At 65.5% G+C, this 19454-nt stretch carries 20 protein-coding genes; 7 read left to right on the top strand and 13 right to left on the bottom strand.

What is annotated here, in order from left to right; translation table 11 throughout:
* Positions 1–111: 111 nt before the first annotated feature.
* Positions 112–822, bottom strand: a complete 711-nt coding sequence (locus ACIQTZ_RS16000; RefSeq protein WP_400337395.1) for an ArsR/SmtB family transcription factor — start codon at positions 820–822, stop codon at positions 112–114.
* Positions 819–2477 (bottom strand): methyltransferase, encoded by a 1659-nt coding sequence (locus tag ACIQTZ_RS15995; protein ID WP_402982208.1) that lies wholly within the window; start codon positions 2475–2477, stop codon positions 819–821. The genes ACIQTZ_RS16000 and ACIQTZ_RS15995 overlap by 4 nt, the downstream gene beginning before the upstream one ends.
* 92 nt (positions 2478–2569) lie before the next feature.
* On the opposite strand from ACIQTZ_RS15995, the gene ACIQTZ_RS15990 reads away from it, so the two are divergent.
* Both ACIQTZ_RS15990 and ACIQTZ_RS15985 read left to right on the top strand, forming a co-directional pair.
* Positions 2570–3013 (top strand): hypothetical protein, encoded by a 444-nt coding sequence (locus ACIQTZ_RS15990; RefSeq protein ID WP_402982206.1) that lies wholly within the window; start codon positions 2570–2572, stop codon positions 3011–3013.
* A 52-nt stretch (positions 3014–3065) separates the two neighbouring features.
* Entirely contained in the window at positions 3066–3599 is a 534-nt protein-coding gene (locus ACIQTZ_RS15985) for a hypothetical protein (protein ID WP_402982204.1), read from the top strand.
* 9 nt (positions 3600–3608) lie between these two features.
* Here the strand turns inward: ACIQTZ_RS15985 and ACIQTZ_RS15980 are convergent, their stop codons facing one another.
* Complete coding sequence (locus ACIQTZ_RS15980; protein ID WP_402982203.1) at positions 3609–4505, bottom strand: rhodanese-related sulfurtransferase; 897 nt, start codon at positions 4503–4505, stop codon at positions 3609–3611.
* Positions 4506–4621: 116 nt separating this feature from the next.
* On the opposite strand from ACIQTZ_RS15980, the gene ACIQTZ_RS15975 reads away from it, so the two are divergent.
* Both ACIQTZ_RS15975 and ACIQTZ_RS15970 read left to right on the top strand, forming a co-directional pair.
* Positions 4622–5317, top strand: coding sequence for a GNAT family N-acetyltransferase (locus ACIQTZ_RS15975; RefSeq protein WP_397325638.1), 696 nt, complete (start codon positions 4622–4624; stop codon positions 5315–5317).
* A gap of 104 nt (positions 5318–5421) precedes the next feature.
* Positions 5422–7746 (top strand): DEAD/DEAH box helicase, encoded by a 2325-nt coding sequence (locus tag ACIQTZ_RS15970; RefSeq protein WP_402982282.1) that lies wholly within the window; start codon positions 5422–5424, stop codon positions 7744–7746.
* Between the two features lie 16 nt (positions 7747–7762).
* Here the strand turns inward: ACIQTZ_RS15970 and ACIQTZ_RS15965 are convergent, their stop codons facing one another.
* The 7 genes from ACIQTZ_RS15965 to ssd form a co-directional block, all read right to left on the bottom strand.
* On the bottom strand, positions 7763–8122 hold the full coding sequence (locus ACIQTZ_RS15965; protein ID WP_402982201.1) for an Rv3654c family TadE-like protein: 360 nt from the start codon (positions 8120–8122) through the stop codon (positions 7763–7765).
* Between the two features lie 4 nt (positions 8123–8126).
* Entirely contained in the window at positions 8127–8510 is a 384-nt protein-coding gene (locus ACIQTZ_RS15960) for a TadE family type IV pilus minor pilin (protein ID WP_402982199.1), read from the bottom strand.
* Between the two features lie 89 nt (positions 8511–8599).
* Positions 8600–9034 (bottom strand): DUF4244 domain-containing protein, encoded by a 435-nt coding sequence (locus ACIQTZ_RS15955; protein WP_402982197.1) that lies wholly within the window; start codon positions 9032–9034, stop codon positions 8600–8602.
* Positions 9035–9173: 139 nt separating this feature from the next.
* On the bottom strand, positions 9174–9776 hold the full coding sequence (locus ACIQTZ_RS15950; RefSeq protein ID WP_400337378.1) for a type II secretion system F family protein: 603 nt from the start codon (positions 9774–9776) through the stop codon (positions 9174–9176).
* The gene (locus ACIQTZ_RS15945) at positions 9776–10567 is read right to left on the bottom strand and encodes a type II secretion system F family protein (RefSeq protein ID WP_400337376.1); all 792 of its coding nucleotides are present in this window, start codon (positions 10565–10567) and stop codon (positions 9776–9778) included. The genes ACIQTZ_RS15950 and ACIQTZ_RS15945 overlap by 1 nt, the downstream gene beginning before the upstream one ends.
* Positions 10564–11760 carry a TadA family conjugal transfer-associated ATPase gene (locus ACIQTZ_RS15940; protein ID WP_402982195.1) on the bottom strand — a complete coding sequence of 399 codons (1197 nt, stop codon included), beginning with the start codon at positions 11758–11760 and terminating at the stop codon, positions 10564–10566. Before ACIQTZ_RS15940 ends, ACIQTZ_RS15945 begins: the two co-directional genes overlap by 4 nt.
* Positions 11757–12860 carry a septum site-determining protein Ssd gene (gene ssd, locus ACIQTZ_RS15935; RefSeq protein WP_402982194.1) on the bottom strand — a complete coding sequence of 368 codons (1104 nt, stop codon included), beginning with the start codon at positions 12858–12860 and terminating at the stop codon, positions 11757–11759. The genes ACIQTZ_RS15940 and ssd overlap by 4 nt, the downstream gene beginning before the upstream one ends.
* 123 nt (positions 12861–12983) lie before the next feature.
* Here ssd and ACIQTZ_RS15930 point away from each other — a divergent pair, with 123 nt between their 5' ends.
* From ACIQTZ_RS15930 to ACIQTZ_RS15920, 3 genes are all read left to right on the top strand, one after another.
* Positions 12984–14663, top strand: coding sequence for a bifunctional 3'-5' exonuclease/DNA polymerase (locus tag ACIQTZ_RS15930; protein ID WP_402982192.1), 1680 nt, complete (start codon positions 12984–12986; stop codon positions 14661–14663).
* 44 nt (positions 14664–14707) lie between these two features.
* A complete protein-coding gene (locus tag ACIQTZ_RS15925; protein WP_402982190.1) occupies positions 14708–15631 on the top strand; it encodes a CHAD domain-containing protein in 924 nt (307 codons plus the stop codon).
* 138 nt (positions 15632–15769) lie between these two features.
* The gene (locus ACIQTZ_RS15920) at positions 15770–15970 is read left to right on the top strand and encodes a YegP family protein (protein ID WP_397325648.1); all 201 of its coding nucleotides are present in this window, start codon (positions 15770–15772) and stop codon (positions 15968–15970) included.
* Between the two features lie 29 nt (positions 15971–15999).
* Here the strand turns inward: ACIQTZ_RS15920 and ACIQTZ_RS15915 are convergent, their stop codons facing one another.
* The 3 genes from ACIQTZ_RS15915 to ACIQTZ_RS15905 are packed head-to-tail and all read right to left on the bottom strand — an operon-like array spanning position 16000 to position 19143.
* Entirely contained in the window at positions 16000–16677 is a 678-nt protein-coding gene (locus ACIQTZ_RS15915; protein WP_397325649.1) for an NUDIX hydrolase, read from the bottom strand.
* A complete protein-coding gene (gene nth, locus ACIQTZ_RS15910; RefSeq protein ID WP_400337365.1) occupies positions 16664–17467 on the bottom strand; it encodes an endonuclease III in 804 nt (267 codons plus the stop codon). Before nth ends, ACIQTZ_RS15915 begins: the two co-directional genes overlap by 14 nt.
* Before the next feature lie 11 nt (positions 17468–17478).
* Entirely contained in the window at positions 17479–19143 is a 1665-nt protein-coding gene (locus tag ACIQTZ_RS15905) for a hypothetical protein (protein ID WP_402982188.1), read from the bottom strand.
* Positions 19144–19454: the final 311 nt, after the last annotated feature.

Genomic DNA, 19454 nt, shown 5'->3' with positions numbered 1-19454 from the left:
GTGCTCCTACAGAAAAAATGTGTCATTGGGCTGGTGCCCATATTGGCCTAGTTCACCATAAATTGCAGAATTCTGCGTTTTTGGCCGGGAACCCCGGCCGGTTTGGGACGGTTACTGGCCGGGCGCCAGACGGTCGTCCGGGATCATCGACCAGAGCGTGGCCACGCGCTCCGCGCCGTCCGGAATCCGGGTGGGATCGTCCAGTTCGTACTCCCTGATGACCTCCCGGATCCTGTCGGAGAGCTCCTTGCGCTGCGGATTGGTCAGGTACAGAAGGTTGCTTGCCAGGACCACCGCCGCCGGTTCCTCCGCGGTGTCTCCCCGCTGCCTCCGTTCACCCCGTGCTTTGGCGAACGCGGAAGCCCTGCGCCGGAAGGCATCCAGCTCCAGGTCGACGACGGCGATCTCGGGGCTTGCCACGCTGCCACCCGAGATGGTGAAGTCCGTACCGGCGGCCTTCCAGCGACGCTCCCTGGCGTCGCCGGCGTTCTCCGCGGGAGCCACGATTCCCCACTTCTGGAGGGCACGGAGGTGGTAGCTCATGGCGCTGGGCGTCAGTCCCGTCCTGGCGGCCAGCTCGGTGGCGGTGTGGCTCACCTGAGTGGCGTAGAGTTCCGAGATGACTTCAAGCCTGGCCGCGTGGGCCAGGGCGCGGATGGCCTTGGGATCGGTGATCTCCACCGTCTTTTCGGCCCTCTTGCGACGCGGAACTCCGCCTTCTGCCTCGGATGCCTCGTTGTTCACACTCACTTCATCAGTGTAATCAGGGTCACTTGCTGGAGGGCTGGTGCTGGTGGCGCGCGGCGTGTAAGCCGCCGTCATGCTGACACCTCATGGCCGGTCAGCTGGCCGTCCGGGAGCAGGAATCCGTCCCGGACCAGGTTCCGGACGTCGTTGAACAGCCCTTCACGGAACGCATCCGCATCAAAGTCCGCTCCCCCGCCCAGGAGCACCTCAAGTGCGGTGATGATCTGGCCCACGGACAGTTCACCATCGCACGTGGACACGAAGCCGGCCAGTTCGGAACTGAGCAAGTTGGTCCGGCGAAGTCCTGCGCCCTGCCTGAGCAGGATCACGCCAGGGTGCTCGGCTCCCGGGCGCTGGTGCCGTTCCTCCGTGACATCGTCGGCGACAAGCAAGTGGGCCTCCGCGAGGTTGTTGCCGGCAACCCAGTCGGCGCGATCCACAGCAGCTCCGAGGTGCGGACCGATCGGCTGCTCGATGGGGTAGGTGATTTCCTCGAACCTCCTGAGGACTTCCGCGCCGTCTGAAGGACGCCGCAGCCAGATCATGCCGAAGCCAATGCCTTCAACGTCCCTGGAAGCGAAGTCGTCAAGGTAGGCGGCATAGGCATCCTGGTAATGGGCGCGGTCCCTGCCCTCCGAAGCGTCCTGGAGCCACGTCTCGGCATACTGCTCCGGACCCACCTGCTCACGCTGGATGAACCACACGTCCAGGCTTGAGCCTTGGAGCCAGGACGTTGGCCGGTCCTGCCACTCCGAACCCGAGGGAATCTCCCAGTTTCCCAGCATCTGCGCCGTTCCACCCGGTTCCAGGACCGTGGCCAATGAGGTCACCATCGAGGAGACTATGTCGTCGCCCGGGAGTCCGCCGTCTCGATACGTGAACTGATTGGCAGCGGACTCTCCGCTGCTCCGCGGAGTGATCACGAACGGGGGGTTCGACACCACCAGCCCAAACTTTTCCCCTGCAACCGGCTCCAGCAAAGAGCCCAGCCTGAGGCTCACACGGGCTTCGAGGTTTCCGGGATCCAACCCGAGTTCGGAAGCATTGAGAAGAAGATTGAACCTGGTGAAAGCAAGGGCACGTTCGGAGATGTCCGTGGCAGTCACGTGCTCACAATGATGCAACAGGTGGAAAGTCTGGATTCCACACCCGGTGCCCACATCCAGGGCCCGCGCGGTGTGGTGGCGGATGGTGGTTTGAACGAGCGTGGTGGACGCCTGGCCTATCCCGAGAACGTGATCATGCCTCAGGACACCCGGCTGCTGGTGGGCAGCGAGGTCGCTGGCCACCCACAGTTCCGCTCCCCCGGTTCCATCCGCGTTGGCGTCCCAGCCATAAGGCCGCAGATCCGCCTTCGCAGACACGACTTCGCCGTCAAGAGTCACCAGCCCGAGCTCGGCGAGACCAGCCGCCCCCACATCCGGCAGCGCAGCGTCCACGTCTCTGGCCGTCTGCGGAACCGCGAGGAGCCACAGCCGGACGATCACCGACAAGGCCGACGCTCCTGGTTGCCCTGCCCCCGTGTGCCGTTCAGTGACCAGGAGTGCCGGAATGAGTTGGTCCCTGCCGAGTGCCGCATAAGCGGATTCGCCAAGGAAATCCGCGACGCCATCCACTGTGTACCGGATGGCGCGAAGGTTGGCTGCCAACGCCGCGAGAAGGCCGGGACGGTCGCTGCGGGGAGCGTCGGCAGTGGCACCGGAAGTAAAAGCTGTTGGGGTTTGGTTCACCCAGCAAGTCTATTGGCGCTGTTTCAACCTGGGCTCCGGACAGGATGGCCTATGTGGAAAAGCCGGGCCTCGGAACCCGGTAGCGTTGAATCATGCTCATTTTCTCCTCCGCACGGCGCCCTGCCGGTCTTGTTGCCGTCGCTGCGGCAACGCTGTTGGCTGCCACGGCATGCCAGCAGCCCGTGGACATCGCCCACGCAGACGTTCCCGCCTGGAAGAAGGATGCGCTGCCTGCTGCTACCGGCGTGGTCCTGGAGGACGCCGGAAAGATCCTGAACCGCGATCCAATTGTCAAGGACTCGCCCAGCGTTGCCGCCGGAACCTACACGCTCACCATGGCGTGCGATGGCGGTGGCAAGGCTTTCTTCGCCGTCAGCACCGGCGGAAAGCAGATTGCAGATGCGGGCGCCGCCTGCAACGGAAGCCGCGAAGTGGCCAAGATCAAGGTCCCGGCCACGGCGGACCTCAGCATCTCGGCCAGCAGCGTCGATGCACCCTTGATCTTTGCTTACCAAGTGGTTCCGGCAGCGGGCTAAATCCCGCATCCGCCCTCTATGGCGGCCTGCCCCGCAAGCGTAAAGTCAGAACATGGGCGGCGCGTTGGCTGGCTCGGTGACGTCGCGACGGCTGGCGAGTGCCGCCGTCGTACTCTTGTTTGGCCTGGGCGGCACCCTGACGGGCTGCGAGTACACCTATGACGACCGAGGTACTCCGCAGGCCACCCCCACGGCGCCGGCGGGCAGCAACGTGGTGCTCCCTCCCGATCCGTCCCTGCAGCAGACCGTCACCGGTGACGCCTTGGAGGAATGGGCCAAGTCGGCGCTGCCGGAATCGCAGGGACGGTCCTTCTACTCAAGCACTGGCTACCTGAGTCCCGGCGAATCCAAGACCGAACAGACCGTCCAATTGCCCGGCGGCACGTATGCCGTCACCTTGGCCTGCCGGGGCACGAGGCGGGTCACCTTCACCGTCCGGATGGGCGAATCCGACCTGGTGGACCTGACACTGGGGTGCACCAACGCCCGTGTCAGCGTGGTCCAACTGGACAAGGACGCCATCCTGGACATCACGGTAGGCGCCAGGTCCGATGCGAACTTCGCCTACCGGGTCAGCCGGCTCTGACTCCGGCGCTCAGGCCGCCTCGCAGCCCCCGGGGCACCGCAGCGTTCCCGGGTCCGAGGCGCATTCCGCGCAGTAAAGCGTGAGCGTCCGGCAACTCGGGTTGGAGCAGTTCTCGAATTTGTTGGTTGGGGAGGCACACCGGACGCACTCCCCGATGGTCTTGGCGTCGTCGCTGAACTCCACGTGCATGCGTTTGTCGAATACGTACAGCGAGCCTTCCCATAGGCCCTGGTCCTTGAAGGTCTCGCCGTAGCGGACGATGCCTCCGTCCAACTGGTAGACCTCCTTGAAGCCCCGGTTGACCATGAGGCTGGAAAGGACTTCGCAGCGGATACCACCGGTGCAGTACGTGACTACCGGCTTGTCCTTGAGGGCGTCGTACTTGCCGGAGTCCAACTCCTTGATGAAGTCGTGCGTGGTGGCGACGTCCGGCACGATTGCGTCCTTGAACTTTCCGATCTGGGCCTCGAAGGCGTTGCGCCCGTCGAAGAACACAACGTCCTCGCCGTCGGCCTTCTTGGCGTCCAGCAAGGTGTGCAGTTCCTCGGGCTGCAGGTGCTTGCCGCCGCCCACCACGCCGTGCTCGTCCACCTTCAGCTCGCCGGGCGCACCGAAGGACACAATCTCATCGCGGACCTTGACGCTGAGGCGCGGGAAATCGTCGGCGCCGCCCTCCGACCATTTGACGTCGATGCCGTGGAAGCCCTTGTATTCCCGGGTGGTCTTGACGTACTGCTTCATGTTGTTCAGCTCGCCGCCCACCGTGGCATTGATGCCATCCTTGGAGATGAGGATCCTGCCCGTGAGGCCCAGCTTCTCGCACAGGGCACGCTGCCAGAGACGCACCGCGTCAGGATCGGCGATCGGAGTAAAGCCATAGAAAAGCACAATTCGGTTCAAAGCCACCGTTAAAGGGTACTTGGTGCACTAGAATCGCGCGCTGACGTCACAATTTCATAAGCACGGAATGCTCGGGCCTGTGTGCTCTGTTGCTTCCAGGAGCCCTGGCATAGTCTCTCTACATGAGTCCAGACGCCTTGGTTGAAGACATCGCGCACCTCTTGGAAGTCTGGGTAGCCGGCTGGTCCGGTTGCCGGGGCTATGAATCGCGTCAAGAGGGACGTTTCCCCGCCGCACTCCGCGCCGACAAGACCGGCGACTGGGAGTATTTCGCCCACGATCCTTCCGACGAAGAATTCGCCACCCTTGCCGCCAAGACGTCCGAGGCCGACACCCGTATCCTGACGGTCCTCACCAACGACGTCCAACGGTACAAGTACCTCGCCGAACAGCACGGCCTCACCGTCAATTCGGCCTCTCAAACCATGATGATCGTGGACATGGAAACCCAGGATGCCGAGGATCCCTGGCTTCCTGACGACGATCTGGAATTGGCAACCTCCGAGTCCAACGGCGTGCACTACGCCGTGGTCCATTCCGGTGAGCAGGTTGCCGCCAGCGGCCGGGTCTACGTGGTCAACGGAACCGCGGTATTCGACAAGATCGTTACCGAGCCTGCTTTCCAGCGCAGGGGCCTCGGCAGCTTCATCATGAAGGCCCTGGCCGCCCAGGCCTTCGCCCACGATGTCCAAAACGGACTCTTGCTCGCCTCACTGGACGGGCAAAAGCTGTACTCCCACCTGGGTTGGGACGTGGTGTGCCATGTCCTCATGATGTCCGTCGGCAGCACAGGCGGTTCCGACTTGTCCGCAGCCTGACAGCAAGCCTTCCGCAACCTGAACGACGGCGGTCCCCTCCCGGGGGCCGCCACGTCCGGTTTGCACCGGAATGACAGAATGATTTGGTGGCTGCACCAAACTCGATGATTTCCCTGCTGGGCCGGACCCCGGACCCCGAACAACTGCGCCACGTCCACACCATTCCCGCGCGCAAAGCCGTCAACGAGCCATGGCCGCACTGGGTGCACCCGGACATCGTGGCCGCGTACCAGGGGCTGGGCATCCAGGAGCCCTACCGGCACCAGGTCCAGGCGGCCGGCCTCGCCCATGACGGCCAGCACGTGGTGATCGCCACGGGAACAGCCTCCGGCAAATCCCTTGCCTACCAGTTGCCTGCCCTGGACGCCATCCATCGCTCGGAACTGCGTGTGCTGTCCGAGCCCGGAAAGATCCACGACGACGGCGCGGTGACCCTGTACCTGTCCCCCACCAAGGCCCTGGCCGCGGATCAGCTCGCCGCCATCCGCGCACTGAAACTGCCCACCGTTCGTGCCGAAACCTACGACGGCGACACCGACATGGCGGCCAGGCGCTGGATCCGTGACCATGCCAATTTCATCCTGGCGAACCCGGACATGCTCCACTTCGGGATCCTGCCCAACCATGCCTGGTGGGCCAAATTCTTCCGGCGGCTCCGCTACGTGATCGTCGACGAAGCCCACAGCTACCGCGGCGTGTTCGGTTCCCATGTTGCCAACCTGATGCGCAGGCTGCGCCGGATCTGCGCCTACTACGGCGCCGGCTCCTCCTTCCCCGAGCCTGTCTTCATCGCGGCGTCCGCCACGGCCTCCGATCCGGGAGTATCGTTCGGCCGGCTGATCGGTGCTCCGGCCAGGGAGATTTCCGAAGACTGTTCGCCCCACGGGTCCACGACTGTAGCGTTCTGGGAACCGGCCCTCACCGACCTCAAGGGCGAGAACGGTGCCAAGCAGCGCAGGACGGCCGTGGCCGAGACCGCCGACATCCTGGCCAACCTGGTGTCCTCGAGGGTCCGGACCATCGCTTTCATCAAGTCCCGGCGCGGCGCGGAATCCATCGCGTCCATCACCAAACGGTTGCTGGACGACGTTGATCCCTCCCTGCCCGGCCGCGTTGCCGCCTACCGCTCGGGTTACCTGCCCGAGGAGCGGCGGGCCCTGGAACAGGCCTTGCGCTCCGGACAGTTGCTGGGCGTCTCGAGTACGTCCGCTTTGGAACTGGGCATCGACATCTCCGGGCTGGACGCCGTTTTGGTTGCCGGCTGGCCCGGAACGCGGGCATCGCTGTTCCAACAGATCGGCCGGGCGGGCCGTGCCGGGCAGGACGCCATCGCTGCCTTCGTGGCCAGCGACGATCCGTTGGACACCTATCTGGTGAACCACCCACAGGCGATCTTCGACGTATCTGTCGAGGCGACGGTCTTCGACCCCGGCAACCCGTACGTCCTGGGACCGCATTTGTGCGCCGCAGCCGCCGAGTTGCCCATCGGCCCCGCCGAACTTGAGCTCTTTGGCAGCACCGCGGAAGGCCTCCTTGACCGGCTCGTGGCGCAGGGATACCTCCGCAAACGGCCGGCGGGATGGTTCTGGACCCATTCGGAAAGTGCCGCCGGCATGGTGAATCTCAGGGCAGACGGCGGTGGCCCCGTCAGCATTGTGGATGCGGACACGGGATCCCTCCTGGGCACCATGGACTCCCCCCAAACGCATTACCAAGCGCATACGGGGGCCATCTACGTGCACCAGGGTGAAAGTTACCTGGTGGAGGAGCTCAACGAGCGCGACCACTGCGTTATGGTCCGGCGCGTGAACCCGGACTTCTACACCACCGCGCGCGATGTCACCCAGATCGAGGTACTGGAAACCTCCCGCTCGGTCCAATGGGGCGACAGCACGGTGCATTTTGGCGATGTCAAAGTGACAACCCAAGTGGTCTCCTTCCAGCGCAAGGCCTTGATTTCCAATGAAATCCTCGGTGAAGAACCCCTGGACCTCGGAGCCAGGGACCTCTTCACCAAGGCGGTGTGGTTTGTGGTGGACAACCGTTCGCTGCATGGTGCCGGATTGGTAGAGGCACAGTTCCCGGGCGCACTGCATGCTGCCGAGCACGCCGCGATCGGGCTCCTGCCGTTGGTGGCCTCCAGCGACCGCTGGGACATTGGCGGGGTGTCCACCGCGCTTCACGCAGATACGGGTGTTCCTACGATCTTTGTCTACGACGGGCACCCTGGTGGCGCCGGCTTCGCGGAACGAGGTTTCGAGAAAGCCAAGGTGTGGCTCACCGCCACGCGACAAGCCATTGATGCCTGCGAATGCGATGCCGGCTGCCCGTCCTGTGTCCAGTCACCCAAATGCGGAAACAAGAACAACCCCTTGGACAAGGCAGCCGCCATCACGCTCCTTGATGTCCTGCTGAAAGACGCCGTCTGACGCTGTTGGGCCGGACTTAGGGTGGAGGGCCTGCCTTGGCTCTGCCCGCGGCGACCCCCAAGGCAAAGGGCTGCGAAAATTCCGTGGCTACCTCAACCGTGTCGCCCGCAAGCACCCGGCACGACGTGATCCGCGCATCGTTCCGGGCTGCTACTCCTTCAGCGACGCTGCACGGCTCACCGGCTACCAGACCCCGGGCGGCATCCGCTGCTGCGAGCGCGGCCAGATCCGCCGCTGTTGCCGCTTTCGATGCCACGACCGCAGCCTGGGACAGTGCCAGGATTCCCGCGAACAGTGCCACCGCAACGGTTACCAGTCCGAGGGCCAGCACCGTCCCGGAACCCCTTTCGGGATCGCGTGCGTTGCATCGCGTCATGCACTCAACCATCCGCCGGTACCTCCGTGCCCGAGGACTCCTGCGGGGTGTCCGCCTTGGCGCTCAAGGTCCAAGGGATCAGTATCCCCAAGGCGCCGCCTACCCGCGCTGAGGCTTCGACGCGCACCCAACCACCATCGCTGGCGATCCCGGTGGCGGCGCCCTCCCCCGCGCTGCGCTGCACGATTCCTGTCACGGCGCTGTTGGACTCGCCCCGGGCCAAGGCACGGGCCCCGGCCCGGGCTGCCTCCTCCAAGCGCAACTGCGTCAGCCCCGCTGCCCCGCCCGCCAGCAGGAACGCCAAGAGCAGGACCACCGCAGGGAGAGCCACAGCGAACTCGGCGGTGATCGCCCCGGCTTGCCTCCCGAAACCGGCGCGAGCTCCCACCGCGCCACCCGTGGCCGGCGCCCCATTCGCCCCGGCTTGCCTCCCGCGAGACGGCCCGGCACTTACAGCTCCCTGGGGTGGCTCCTCGCTCATGGCAGGGAGAGCGCCGTCCGGATCAGGTTGAGGAGGAACCCGCGGACCTCGTCGCTCCGAAGGAGGACCACCAGCAGGCCAGCCAGTCCCACGGCTGCGAGGGTGGCGATGGCATACTCCGCGGTGGCCATACCCGCTTCGCCTCCGGTCAGGTGGTTTCGCAGGCGCAGCTTGCCTTGGCGGTCCGTCGTTATCCTGGCAGTGGAGGTCCCCCGCGATGGCGAGGTGACACCAGGCAGCGCATCCGGGCTGGCCATAACCTGGGCGGACACGGGACGCGGCGTGTCTTCATGGAAGCCTCCGGGGGCCAGATCGGGTCCGGCCCCCATAGGTTCCAGGGCAGGACCGCCTGTGACGGGCCGTTCGCTCAGGGACTGGGAGTTATCCTGCTGGACCCGGTGCTCGGTGAGTGCTGTGGTTGGCGAGTTCACGATGTTTCCTTTCACGAGGGCCGGAGGTTTCTCCGGTGGCTTCGACTCTTCCGGCTGCGCCACCGCGATTGAAGTATCCGATCGCCGCAAGTGGATAACCCCGGGGCCGACGAACGGTGTGGAGGACAAGTGCTTGAAGTCAGCCCGAAGGGAGCATGGCGATGAGTACGGGAACGATTCCCAAGCAAATAAAGGCCGGGAGGGAGCACAGGCCCAAAGGGACGACCAGTTTCACCCCCAAGGCGGCAGCACGTTTCTCGGCGGCGCGGAATTGTTCCCGCCGTTCCCTGGCGGCCTGCGCATAGAGAATGGACGCTGATGGTGCGCCGGTCAGTGCAGCAAATGCCAGCGCGTCGCGAAGCCGTTCGACATCCGGGGGTGGCTGGACCGGCAACTGCCACGCTGTCTCCCAGTCCGCGCCAATGGACAACGCTGCCACCACCGGTTTCAACGGCGCCCTGATGGTGGGCGTGGAGCTGGCCGCGATGAGTTCAAGTGCCCGCCCGATTCCTGCACCTGCGTCCAGCATGGAGGCGACCAACTCCAGCATCATGGCAACGTCGGTGAGTCCTTCGTCCATGGTCCCCGAAGCGCTGGTCCGAATGTCCCCTGGTGAAAGCGAGCCGTCGGGATCCGCACGAAGCACGAGCCGGGAGGTCGCCTCTGCCCGGCTTCGGCCACGGCCGTGGAACGCAACCAGTGCCGCCACAACGAGGATTCCCACCATAAGGAAGCCGACCATTACGGGCCTCCCGCGGCGGACGCCACGAGCCGGGACGACCACACCCTGCCGGCCACCGTCAGTAGCAGGCCAGCAGCCAGGGTTCCCATGCCCACGATGTTGCCCAGCAGGATGCCGAGTGGATCAACGCCCAGGGCCATACCAAGTACCAGGCCAAAAACCGGTAGCCAGGACAGCAGCCGGACCGTGGCCTTGGGCCCGGCCAGCGCCGTCTGACGGGCTGCTTCGGCATCCTCTTCGGCCTCCAGTTGTGCCGCAAAGCGTGTGAGAAGGTCGGCCAGGGGGCACCCGCTGATCTCCGCCACATCCAGGCAGGCGGCCAACTCCACCCATATGCGGCGCTCAACGTTGCCGCGGGGCGCATAGGCCGTGGCAACCGTCCTTCGGATGGCGTCCGCCGTCGAGCTTCCCACTGCCGATGCTGCCCTGGCTGCCCCAAGGACCCTTAAAGCTTCTTCGGAAATGGCCGCTGGCCGCAGGGAACGAGCCACCTGTCCATGGTTGTCCACCCGTCGTGCGGAATGGTGCACCTGCCACAACTCCTCCCACAACTGCGACGGTCCCCGGCCGCCGCGCAACAGTGAGGCAAGCTGCTGGACCAGGACCACCATGGATACCGGCCGGGCCGCGGGTGGGCGCCTGGCCACCAGTGCAGAGCGGATGTCCCGAAAACGGCGGGCGGGCCCACCTGGTGCGGAAACAGGCCCAAAGATCCTTCGGAGGGCAGGCCGCGGCCGACGCAGCTGCAGCCATGCGGCCACCGCGAGAACCAGGAACAGCACCATGGTCATTCGTTCCCGCTGAAACCCAGTTTGATGGCCAGCGACGGCCACCCAGGCCCCCGTTCCAGCCCGTCGGGATGCGATGTCAGAGCCGGGAGGACTCTCTGTAGCCCAGCAGTGTCCACGAGCACCCCGATCGAAGCGACCCTGCGGCCGGCGCTGGTCCGTTCAACGTGAATCACCACGTCAAGCGCGCTGGCAACCTGTAACCGAACGGCATCAGGATTCAGGCCGGCGAGCGCGCCCAGGGCAACCAGCCGAGCAGGTACTGCCTCGGCCGTGTTGGCGTGGATGGTTCCCCCACCGCCCGTGTGCCCGGTGTTCAATGCCGTCAGCAATTCCCGGACTTCGGCGCCCCGGCATTCTCCAACAATCAGGCGGTCGGGCCGCATGCGCAGTGCTTGGCGTACCAGTTCACCGAGATCCAGCGCGCCTCCGCCTTCGAGGTTCCCGTGACGGGACTCGAGGGTGACTACGTGGGGGTGGACGGGGTTCAGTTCTGCCGCGTCTTCTATCAGTACGAGGCGTTCGGAGGCGTGGCTCAGGCCCAACAGCGTGGACAGGAGAGTCGTCTTGCCGGATCCGGTGGCCCCGCTGACCAGGAAGCTCAACCGCCGCGCCACGATGGCCCGCAGCACTCCTTCCATCTGTTCACAGAACATTCCGCTGTGCCGCAGTTCTTGGAGGCCGAAGGTTTCCTCCCGTCGGATGCGTATGGACAGGAGCGTCCCGGCTGTGGAGATGGGTGGGAGCACGGCATGAACCCGGTAACCACCTTTCAGCCGGACGTCGACGCACGGGGAACCGTCATCCAGGCGGCGTCCCCCTGCGGCTACCAGCCTGGCGGCCAAGGACCTGACCTGCTGTTCATCCTCGAACCGGACGGTTGAGCGTTCCAACCCGTTTCCCCTGTCCAGCCACACCTCTCCGGGAGCGTTGACGAAGATGTCCGTGACACCTGGATCGTGGGCCAGGTGCTGCAGTGGCCCCAGCCCGTTGAGTTCTGCATTGATGGACTCTGCGGCCTCGAGCGCGCCAGCCGCTCCGAGCAGTTTGCCGCTGGCTTGGACCGCCGCGGCGACGGTGGAGGGCGTTACGGGGCCGTTGCCTGCCAAGACGGATTCCCTGACGGTTTCAAGGAGCACGGAGTCGAGTCGTCGCGGTTGTCTCCTTCGGCCTCCGTTGAAGGACTGGCCGTTCACGGGTGCGCTCCGTCCACGTCCAGGAGAGCCTCTGCGAACCGGGTTACCGGCCGCCGGTGCCCCATGTCCAGCAAGCGGCCAAGCTCCGTAGCGCCCGCGACGCCACGGAGGGCAGGGACGGTCCCGGCAAGCGGCAGGCCCAAGGATTCGGCAATCACGTGGGCGTCAACCGAGGGAGCCGTACCTCCCCTGACCAGCAGTGCAGTATCCCCCGGGGGCAATTCATTGAGGGTCCGTGAGGCGGCCACAGCGGCCTTAAGGAGCGGCATGGTGAGCAGGAACATCTTGTCGCAGTCCCAGGCAAACGACCTGAGGGCCTCCAGACTCCGGCCGACGTCCACCACCACCAGTTCAAAACCCCGGCGTGCGGCATCCATGACTGCCGCGACCGAGGCAGTGTCCGGCGGCGGAACCGCATCCCGGACGCCGGGCCAGGACAGGAAAGTGAATCCGCCGGCAACCGGAAGCGACTCACGGAACTGGTTCGGATCGATGCTCCCCCGCGTCGCGGTGAAGTCGGGCCACCGCAGCCCGGGAAGATCCTGGTCCGTGATCGCCAGTTCCACGCCACCACCCCACGGATCGCCATCGATCAGGAGCGTGCTGGTTCCGAGTCCGGCAGCGGCCTGGGCCAACCAAATGGCGGTGGTGGTGGCCCCCGCACCTCCATGGCCGCCCACGATGCCAAGGACCGTACCACCGGGATCCGGCGCGAAGGAGAGGCTCAGGTGTTCAGCCAGCCACGAAGCCGCTCCCGGCAGCACCGCAACGCGTTCGGCACCGAGGGCAGCTGCGAGTTGCCACAGCGCGTCTCCCTCGGCAGCCCGGCCCAGGAGCACCGCCGGTGCCCGCCGCCGTGGTGGAAGCTCCCTGACGTCGCTCCCCACCAGGACAACATCGGCCGTGTCCCACCCGTGCATTGCCTCTTCCATGCCCTCGGCGAGATGCAGCGTTCCACCTGCGGCCGCGACGATGCGGCGGGCTTCGTCCTGCAGGTACCCGTCGGCCGTGACCAGCAGGATGTCCGCACTGTTCTCCGGGGTCCAGGCTTGTGGCCCCTGCCTGCCTGTTTGCCCCTGCGCTCGTTGTCGCTTACCCATGAAGCCACTCTGGTGGCCGGCGGCAGCGGCGCGTAAGCCATAGACACCCCCATGTGGACAACACCAGGAGGGCCGGGTCTGTGGAGGAACAGTGGAACCGCAGGACACGGCAGAATGGAGAGCATGTATTTGCTGCTCGCCGCCCACCAGGACGGCGCAGCCATACAAAGAATCTCCCCTTCCGGGAAGCCCACGGCCGACCCGCGCCTGGTCAGCCGTGGTGAGTTGCCCGGCGTCGTGCGTGAACTCGAAAGCCAGCGGCCCCGCTGGGTCTGGAACCGCGCGCAGGACTGGTACCCCGGGCTGTTGGCCGAGGGCGTGGAGATGGACCGCTGCCATGACCTGTCCCTGTGCGGTGCCATCCTGGCGAACTCAGCGATCACGGCCCATACCGAATTTGCCAGGAACGCGGAGAAACTGATCCAGGATGATGACACGGTGCCGCCCCGGACGTTGCTCCCGCCGCCCCCGCCCGTGGAGCAGGACGCTCTCTTCGACGATGTTGCTCCGGCCGGTGCCGGGCTGACGGAGCTCCGGACGGAGTTCGCGGCTCAGCAGGCAGCCGTCGCGGAAGTAGAGAGTCCGGAGAAGCAGCGGTTGCAGCTCCTGCTGGCCGCCGAATCGGCGTGCGGAATCATCGCCGTGGAGATGCAGTTCGCAGGTGTCCCTTGGCGCGAAGAGCTGCACGAACAGATTCTCCGTGACGTCCTGGGCCCCCGCCCACCCCTTGGGCACAGGCCACCTGCGCTTGAGTCGCTGTGCAACGAATTACGCCAGATTCTGAAGTCCCCCACACTCAATCCGGATTCGCCGCAGGACCTCATGCGCGCCTTGCACCGCAACGGCATCGAGGTCAAAAGCACCCGACAGTGGGAGCTCCAGCAGTCAAACCATCCGGCCATCCCGCCGCTGCTCGCCTACAAGAAGCTCTCCCGCCTGCACACGGCAAATGGCTGGGCATGGTTGGATGCCTGGGTTCGTGGGGGCCGGTTCCACCCCGAATACGTGGTGGGCGGTGTGGTGTCCGGGCGGTGGGCCTCGCGGGGTGGCGGTGCCCTCCAGATCCCCAGGAACATCCGGGCAGCGGTCCATGCGGACCCAGGGCACAAACTGATTGTCGCCGACGCATCCCAACTTGAGCCGCGGGTCCTGGTGGCCTTGGCCCAGGACACGAAGATGGCTGAGGCGGCCCGCGACAAGGACCTGTACGCCGGTATCGCCGCCCAGGGTTTCGGTGGCGACCGCCAAAAGGCAAAGGTGGCGCTGCTCGGTGCAATTTACGGCGCGACTACAGGAGAGTCCGGGCGGCTGATGCCGCAGTTGGCGCGTACCTATCCCCGTGCCGTGGGCTATGTGGAGCAGGCAGCCCGCGAGGGCGAGGCCGGACGCACGGTCACCACCAGGCTGGGAAGGAGCAGCCCGGCGCCGTCAGTTGGCTGGCTGCGGAGCCAGCAGTCCACCACCGCCGAGGAGCAGCGGCGTGCGGACAACCTGGCACGCTCGCGGGGCCGCTTCACCCGGAACTTCGTGGTCCAGGGATCGGCAGCGGAATGGGCGGCTTGCTGGCTGGCGGAACTACGACGGCGGCTGCGCGCCTTGCGTGCCGAGGGGTTACCGTCAGGGGAACTCGTCTTCTTCCTGCACGACGAAGTCATGGTCCATGCCCCGGATGAGGCCGTGGATGCCTGCGTCATGGCGATCCAGGAGTCCGCGAACGCCGCTAAAGAACTCATGTTCGGGCCCATACCCGTGGAGTTTCCGGTGAGCATTGCCGTCGTCGATTCCTACGACAAGGCGAAGTAGCCGAACGCTTGTCCACCCGTGCCGCACGGCGGGAAACTGTCTCCATGGACTCGGAGGTCCGGGATTCCCTGGATGCGTATCTGGCCCTCCAACTCGCGGAGTTGGACGGTTGCCTGCCGCTCATTGCCGCTGCGGACCAGGAAGCCCTCCATGAAGCACGACTCGCCCTGCGCCGCCTGCGCTCCGTCCTGTCCTGCTACGGAGTGCACCTTCCGCGGGTTCCGGAAAGCACCCGGAAGGACATCCGTTGGCTGGCCCGGTCCCTCGGAGAGGCCCGCGACGACTACGTGTTGTCCCAACGGATGACGTTGTGGCTGGATGCGCCTGTCGCGTGGGTCTCAGCGGATGCCCTCCGGGCTGCCGTTTCAGGCCTGGTCGGTAGCAGCAACAGCATTGCCCGGCGCATCGCTGCGGATCCGCGGGCGAAGGAAACCCTGGACGCCGCAGCGCGGGCCATATTCACTGGGCCCACCCAGCAGGACAAAAGCAGCGCTCCCCACTTTGACGCCGCCGTCGCCCTGCTGCAGGTGGCTTGGGAAACGGCGCAGGGAAGCCTCCGGTGGGCATCGGCGGCCGGAACCAGGCGCAACGAACAACTCCATCAGGCCCGGAAGGACATCAAGGGACTCCGCTATGCGGTGGAGGCGATCGCCGGGGCCGTGGGCAGCGAGGCTTCCACCATCATCCAGGCCGCGATGACCCTGCAGCGGGCCCTCGGAGAGCAGCACGACAGTGTGGCCAGCCTGGCTTGGTTGTCGGGATTGGCCGGACAGCCGGGATTGGATCCGGCGGACATCCACGAGCTGAGATCCATGGAACAGCGGCGCCTGGACCAGGCCGAAACGACCGTTCGGGAAGCACTCCGCACCTCGCCGATCCCTGAACCGCGCCGCGTACTCCGGGCCGGAATCGCCCCGGGCACACTAGCCTCCGACCGGCCTTCCGACCAGTCACATAGCGCTTTGTGATGGAGAATGACCGTTCCGTGACGGGTACCCGGAAGTAACTTTAATTCGCTCCTCCTTCTGGATACGGTCTCTGTGTGGCGCACAACACAAGCGCACGCGAGACGCATGCAATGACGCATTGACGAGGGGGCAGCAACGATGGCTGGCAGGTTTGAAATTCTCAAGGACGGCGACGACGCTTACCGGTTCCGCCTCACCGCGGCCGACGGAACGGTGGTAGCCGAATCGCCTACGTTCAAGCACCTCAAAGGCGTGGTGGACGGCATCAATGCGGTCCGTGAGAACGCGGCCACCGGCCTGATTGTTGACCGTTCGACGGCGGCACGGCAGGCAGCCTGACAGCCCACCCGCTGCGGCGGGACCGGGGGTTAAAGATCGACGTCGTGGAACTTGCCTTCGTCCCACGGGACAGTCCAGCCGAGCTCATCGAAGAGGCCGCTGAGCACCATTCCCGTGAAACCCCAGACCAGGAGTCCGTTCACGGTGAAGCCCGGGCTGGTGTAGGTTCGTCCGAAGCGGCTGATGGTGGCCGTTACGCGGTTGACCGGATCCAGCAGGTCCCGCACCGGCACACGGAAAACCTGGGCGGATTCGGCATAGTCCACCACGCGGACCGGCGAAGGCGCATCCCACCAGGCCACCACGGGTGTCACCCGGAAGTTGCTGCGGATAAGTCCCAACTCCCGGATCACGCCCAGGACGCGGACGCCGTCGACATCCAGGCCCGTCTCTTCGACAGCTTCGCGCAACGCCGCGGCTACCACTGATTCGTCCTCGGGATCGACGCTGCCACCGGGGAAGGCCACCTGGCCGGGGTGGTCATCCAGGGTGTGGGCACGTTCAAGGAGGAGCACGTCCAGGTCCGCAGGCGCAATGGGGCGATCGGACTCGGCCGGGATGTTGTCCAGCTTGCCGAAGAGCATCAGCACGGCCGCAGCCCTGTTGGTCTCCTCGCTGACTGGCAGCTTGGTCCAATGCTCGGAGGTCCCTCCGTCACCCGATTCATAGCGGGCCACCAGGGCGGACAGGTCCTCAAACGCCGTCAACAGGCCTCCTTTGTGATTCCATGCGGATCTCGGCCGCACGGTGGGTCTCGGCGAGCAATCGCTCCAGCAACGCTTCGTTGCCGGGTGCGAGCTCGTACTTCAGGAGCTTGGCGGCCTTGACCGGGTCCGTCTCGCCATCGCCATAGCTTGGGCAGAGGCTGGCGACCGGGCACGCTCCGCATGCGGGTTTCTTGGCGTGGCAGATCCTGCGGCCATGAAAGACCACCCGGTGGGACAACATGGTCCAATCCCGTGGTTCGAAAAGGTCGGCTACGTCGAATTCGATCTTGACGGGATCGTCCGATTCCGTCCATCCGAAGCGGCGCGCCAGCCTGCCGAAGTGGGTGTCCACGGTGATGCCCGGGACGCCGAAGGCATTGCCCAGGACCACATTGGCCGTCTTGCGTCCGACGCCGGGCAAGGTCACCAGGTCCTCGAGGCGGCCCGGCACCTGGCCGTCGAACTCATCCACCAGCCGCGTGCTGAGGGCAAGGACGTTGCGCGCCTTGGCCCGGAAGAATCCCGTGGGTTGCAGGATGGCTTCCAGCTCCGTGGGGTCTGCCTCGGACAGTGCCCGGGCGTCCGGGTACCGGGCAAAGAGGATCTTGGTGACCTGGTTGACCAGGACATCGGTGGTTTGGGCGGACAGGACCGTGGCCACCACCAACTCGAACGGATTGCGGAAATCCAATTCAGCGTGGGCGTACGGATACTTCTCCGCGAGGACCTTGTTGATCCTGCGGGCCCGGCGTTTGACGGCGAGCGGTGAACCAGCTGCGGTGATGGCCACGGTGTACTGTCCTAGCCGCGTTCGATGTTGCTGAGTTCCCGCAGGACCCCAACCTTGCCGTCGGTGTCCTGTACCAGGAATTCGTGGCCGCGGTCTTCCAGCGCCAGGACCCACCCACCGGGCTCGATCACGAACGCGGGGGCGCCTGTCCGTTCATCGAAAGCTGTCCGGGGCTGGCCTACGGCAAACCAGAAAGCCTCGTAATGCGGAGCGTCGTGCGATTCCTCGGGACGGCTTGCGGGGTCAACCGTAGCGCCGATGGAGTCGGTCACTGCCCGGGTGTCCTGCGAGACAATCGGTGTTGCCATGGTGGCAGCCCAGGAACGCTCACCGGAAGGCTGCTGTGCCTCGGGCTGAGTTGCAGCCGGTTGCGCCTGCTGGGCGCCCGGGGCCTGCTGGGCCGGGGCCTGCTGGGCGGCCGGGGCTTGCGCGGCGTGCTGCGTTGTTGCAGCTTCCTGTGCCGACTCGGACTTTTCGGGCTGGGATCCGGCACCCTGCAGCGCGCCGGTCCGGGGCTGGGCGGCCGTACCCTGCTGGGCTCCGGCCTGCTGGGCTACCGTAGCCTGCTGGGCTGCCGTACCCTGCTGGGCTCCGGCCTGCTCGGTGCGGGCCTCCTGGCTTGCGGCCTGCTGCGCACCGTGCTGCGTCGCCGCACCCTGCTGGGGAGCGTGCTGGGTTGCTGCCTGTTCCTGGGCAACCGTTCCTTGCTGGGCTGGCTGTCCTGCTCCACTCCGGGGTACGGCGGGCGAAGCCTGGGTTGCCGGCGAACCCGATGTCGCGGGGCCCGGCTGCGGTACCTGACCCGGTTGCGGTGCCTGGGCCTGCTGTGCCGCTGCATGCGTGGCTGCACCCGCAGCGGCCGCGCCAGGGGTCACCGGCGTACCGACACCGTGCGGCGCCTGACCGTTATAAGGCATCTGACCGTTATACGGAGCAGTGGCGCCGTAAGAAGCGGGGGCTGACGCCTGCCCACGCGAGTCCGCCGAATGCACGACGCCGGAAGCCTCACCTGACTGCTTCGGCGCGGAACCACGCAATCCGGGAATGGAGAATCCCGGGGAAGACTTTCCTTCCTTCGCCGGCTTCGGTTCCTTGGGAGCCGACGGCTTGCGGGTGGGCACGGCGGCGGGGCGGGCCATGAGATGGGCTGGAACGTCGGCGCGGCCCTTGAAGTCTGCCGACAGGAATGGCAGGTGCGGCCCCAAAACCGTTGCGGCAAGGAGTCCGAGGGAACCGATCAATCCCAACAACACCCCGCCGTTAAAGGAGTCAGCAATTGTCAGGAAGAACAAAGGAAGGGAGAACGCAGCCGTGACGGAGGCGAACTGGTCAATCGAGAGGGACCCAACCCGAACAATGGTTCCCGGCTGCAGGCGGCGCGCCACGAACAGAGCAGCCACAATCAACGGCAAGAGAATTCCCAGGAGGAGGAAAAACAGGTTGCCCAGGTTCCAAAGGTTGTAACGCCCGCCGAACATCGGCAGCAGGGAAGCAACGAACATCAAAAGCACGGAACCGAAAACGGTGAGGTCGCGAACAGTGAAAGGACCCACGACGGCGTCGTACTTGGCGGCTGCGCCGGGAGCATCCTGGCTGCCTGACGGGGTGGCAGTTCCAGCCTTGGTGTCCGGTCCCGCAGTCTGCGATTCGTTTGGGCCTGGTCTCAGCTGGTTCATCTCTATCTCCTTCGTGCGGCGTCGTCTTGGACAGTCCGGACCGGTCATCCGCAGGATCTGGCGGCACAACCTGACACGCCTCTGGGCGTCCCCAAGACTTATTCAGCCTATGCCACCCCACAGACAGTCTTCTAGCTGAAACCGGCCGTTCGGCTTCGCCCTCAGCTAACTCCAAGGTGCCTTACAGACAGTCAAGGGAGACTGTGACGCCCGACGACGAAAGCACCTGCCGCCGTCGTCGTCATGTAAGCGGTTCCCCGGCAGCGAAGGCGCCGTTCGGCGCCGAATCTGTACCGCTTACTGGCGGGTTT

The organism is Paenarthrobacter sp. NPDC090520, assembly GCF_044769205.1.
Lineage (GTDB): Bacteria > Actinomycetota > Actinomycetes > Actinomycetales > Micrococcaceae > Arthrobacter.
Note: the sequence above shows the minus strand (reverse complement) of the source record. Positions and strands in the feature narration are given on the sequence as shown.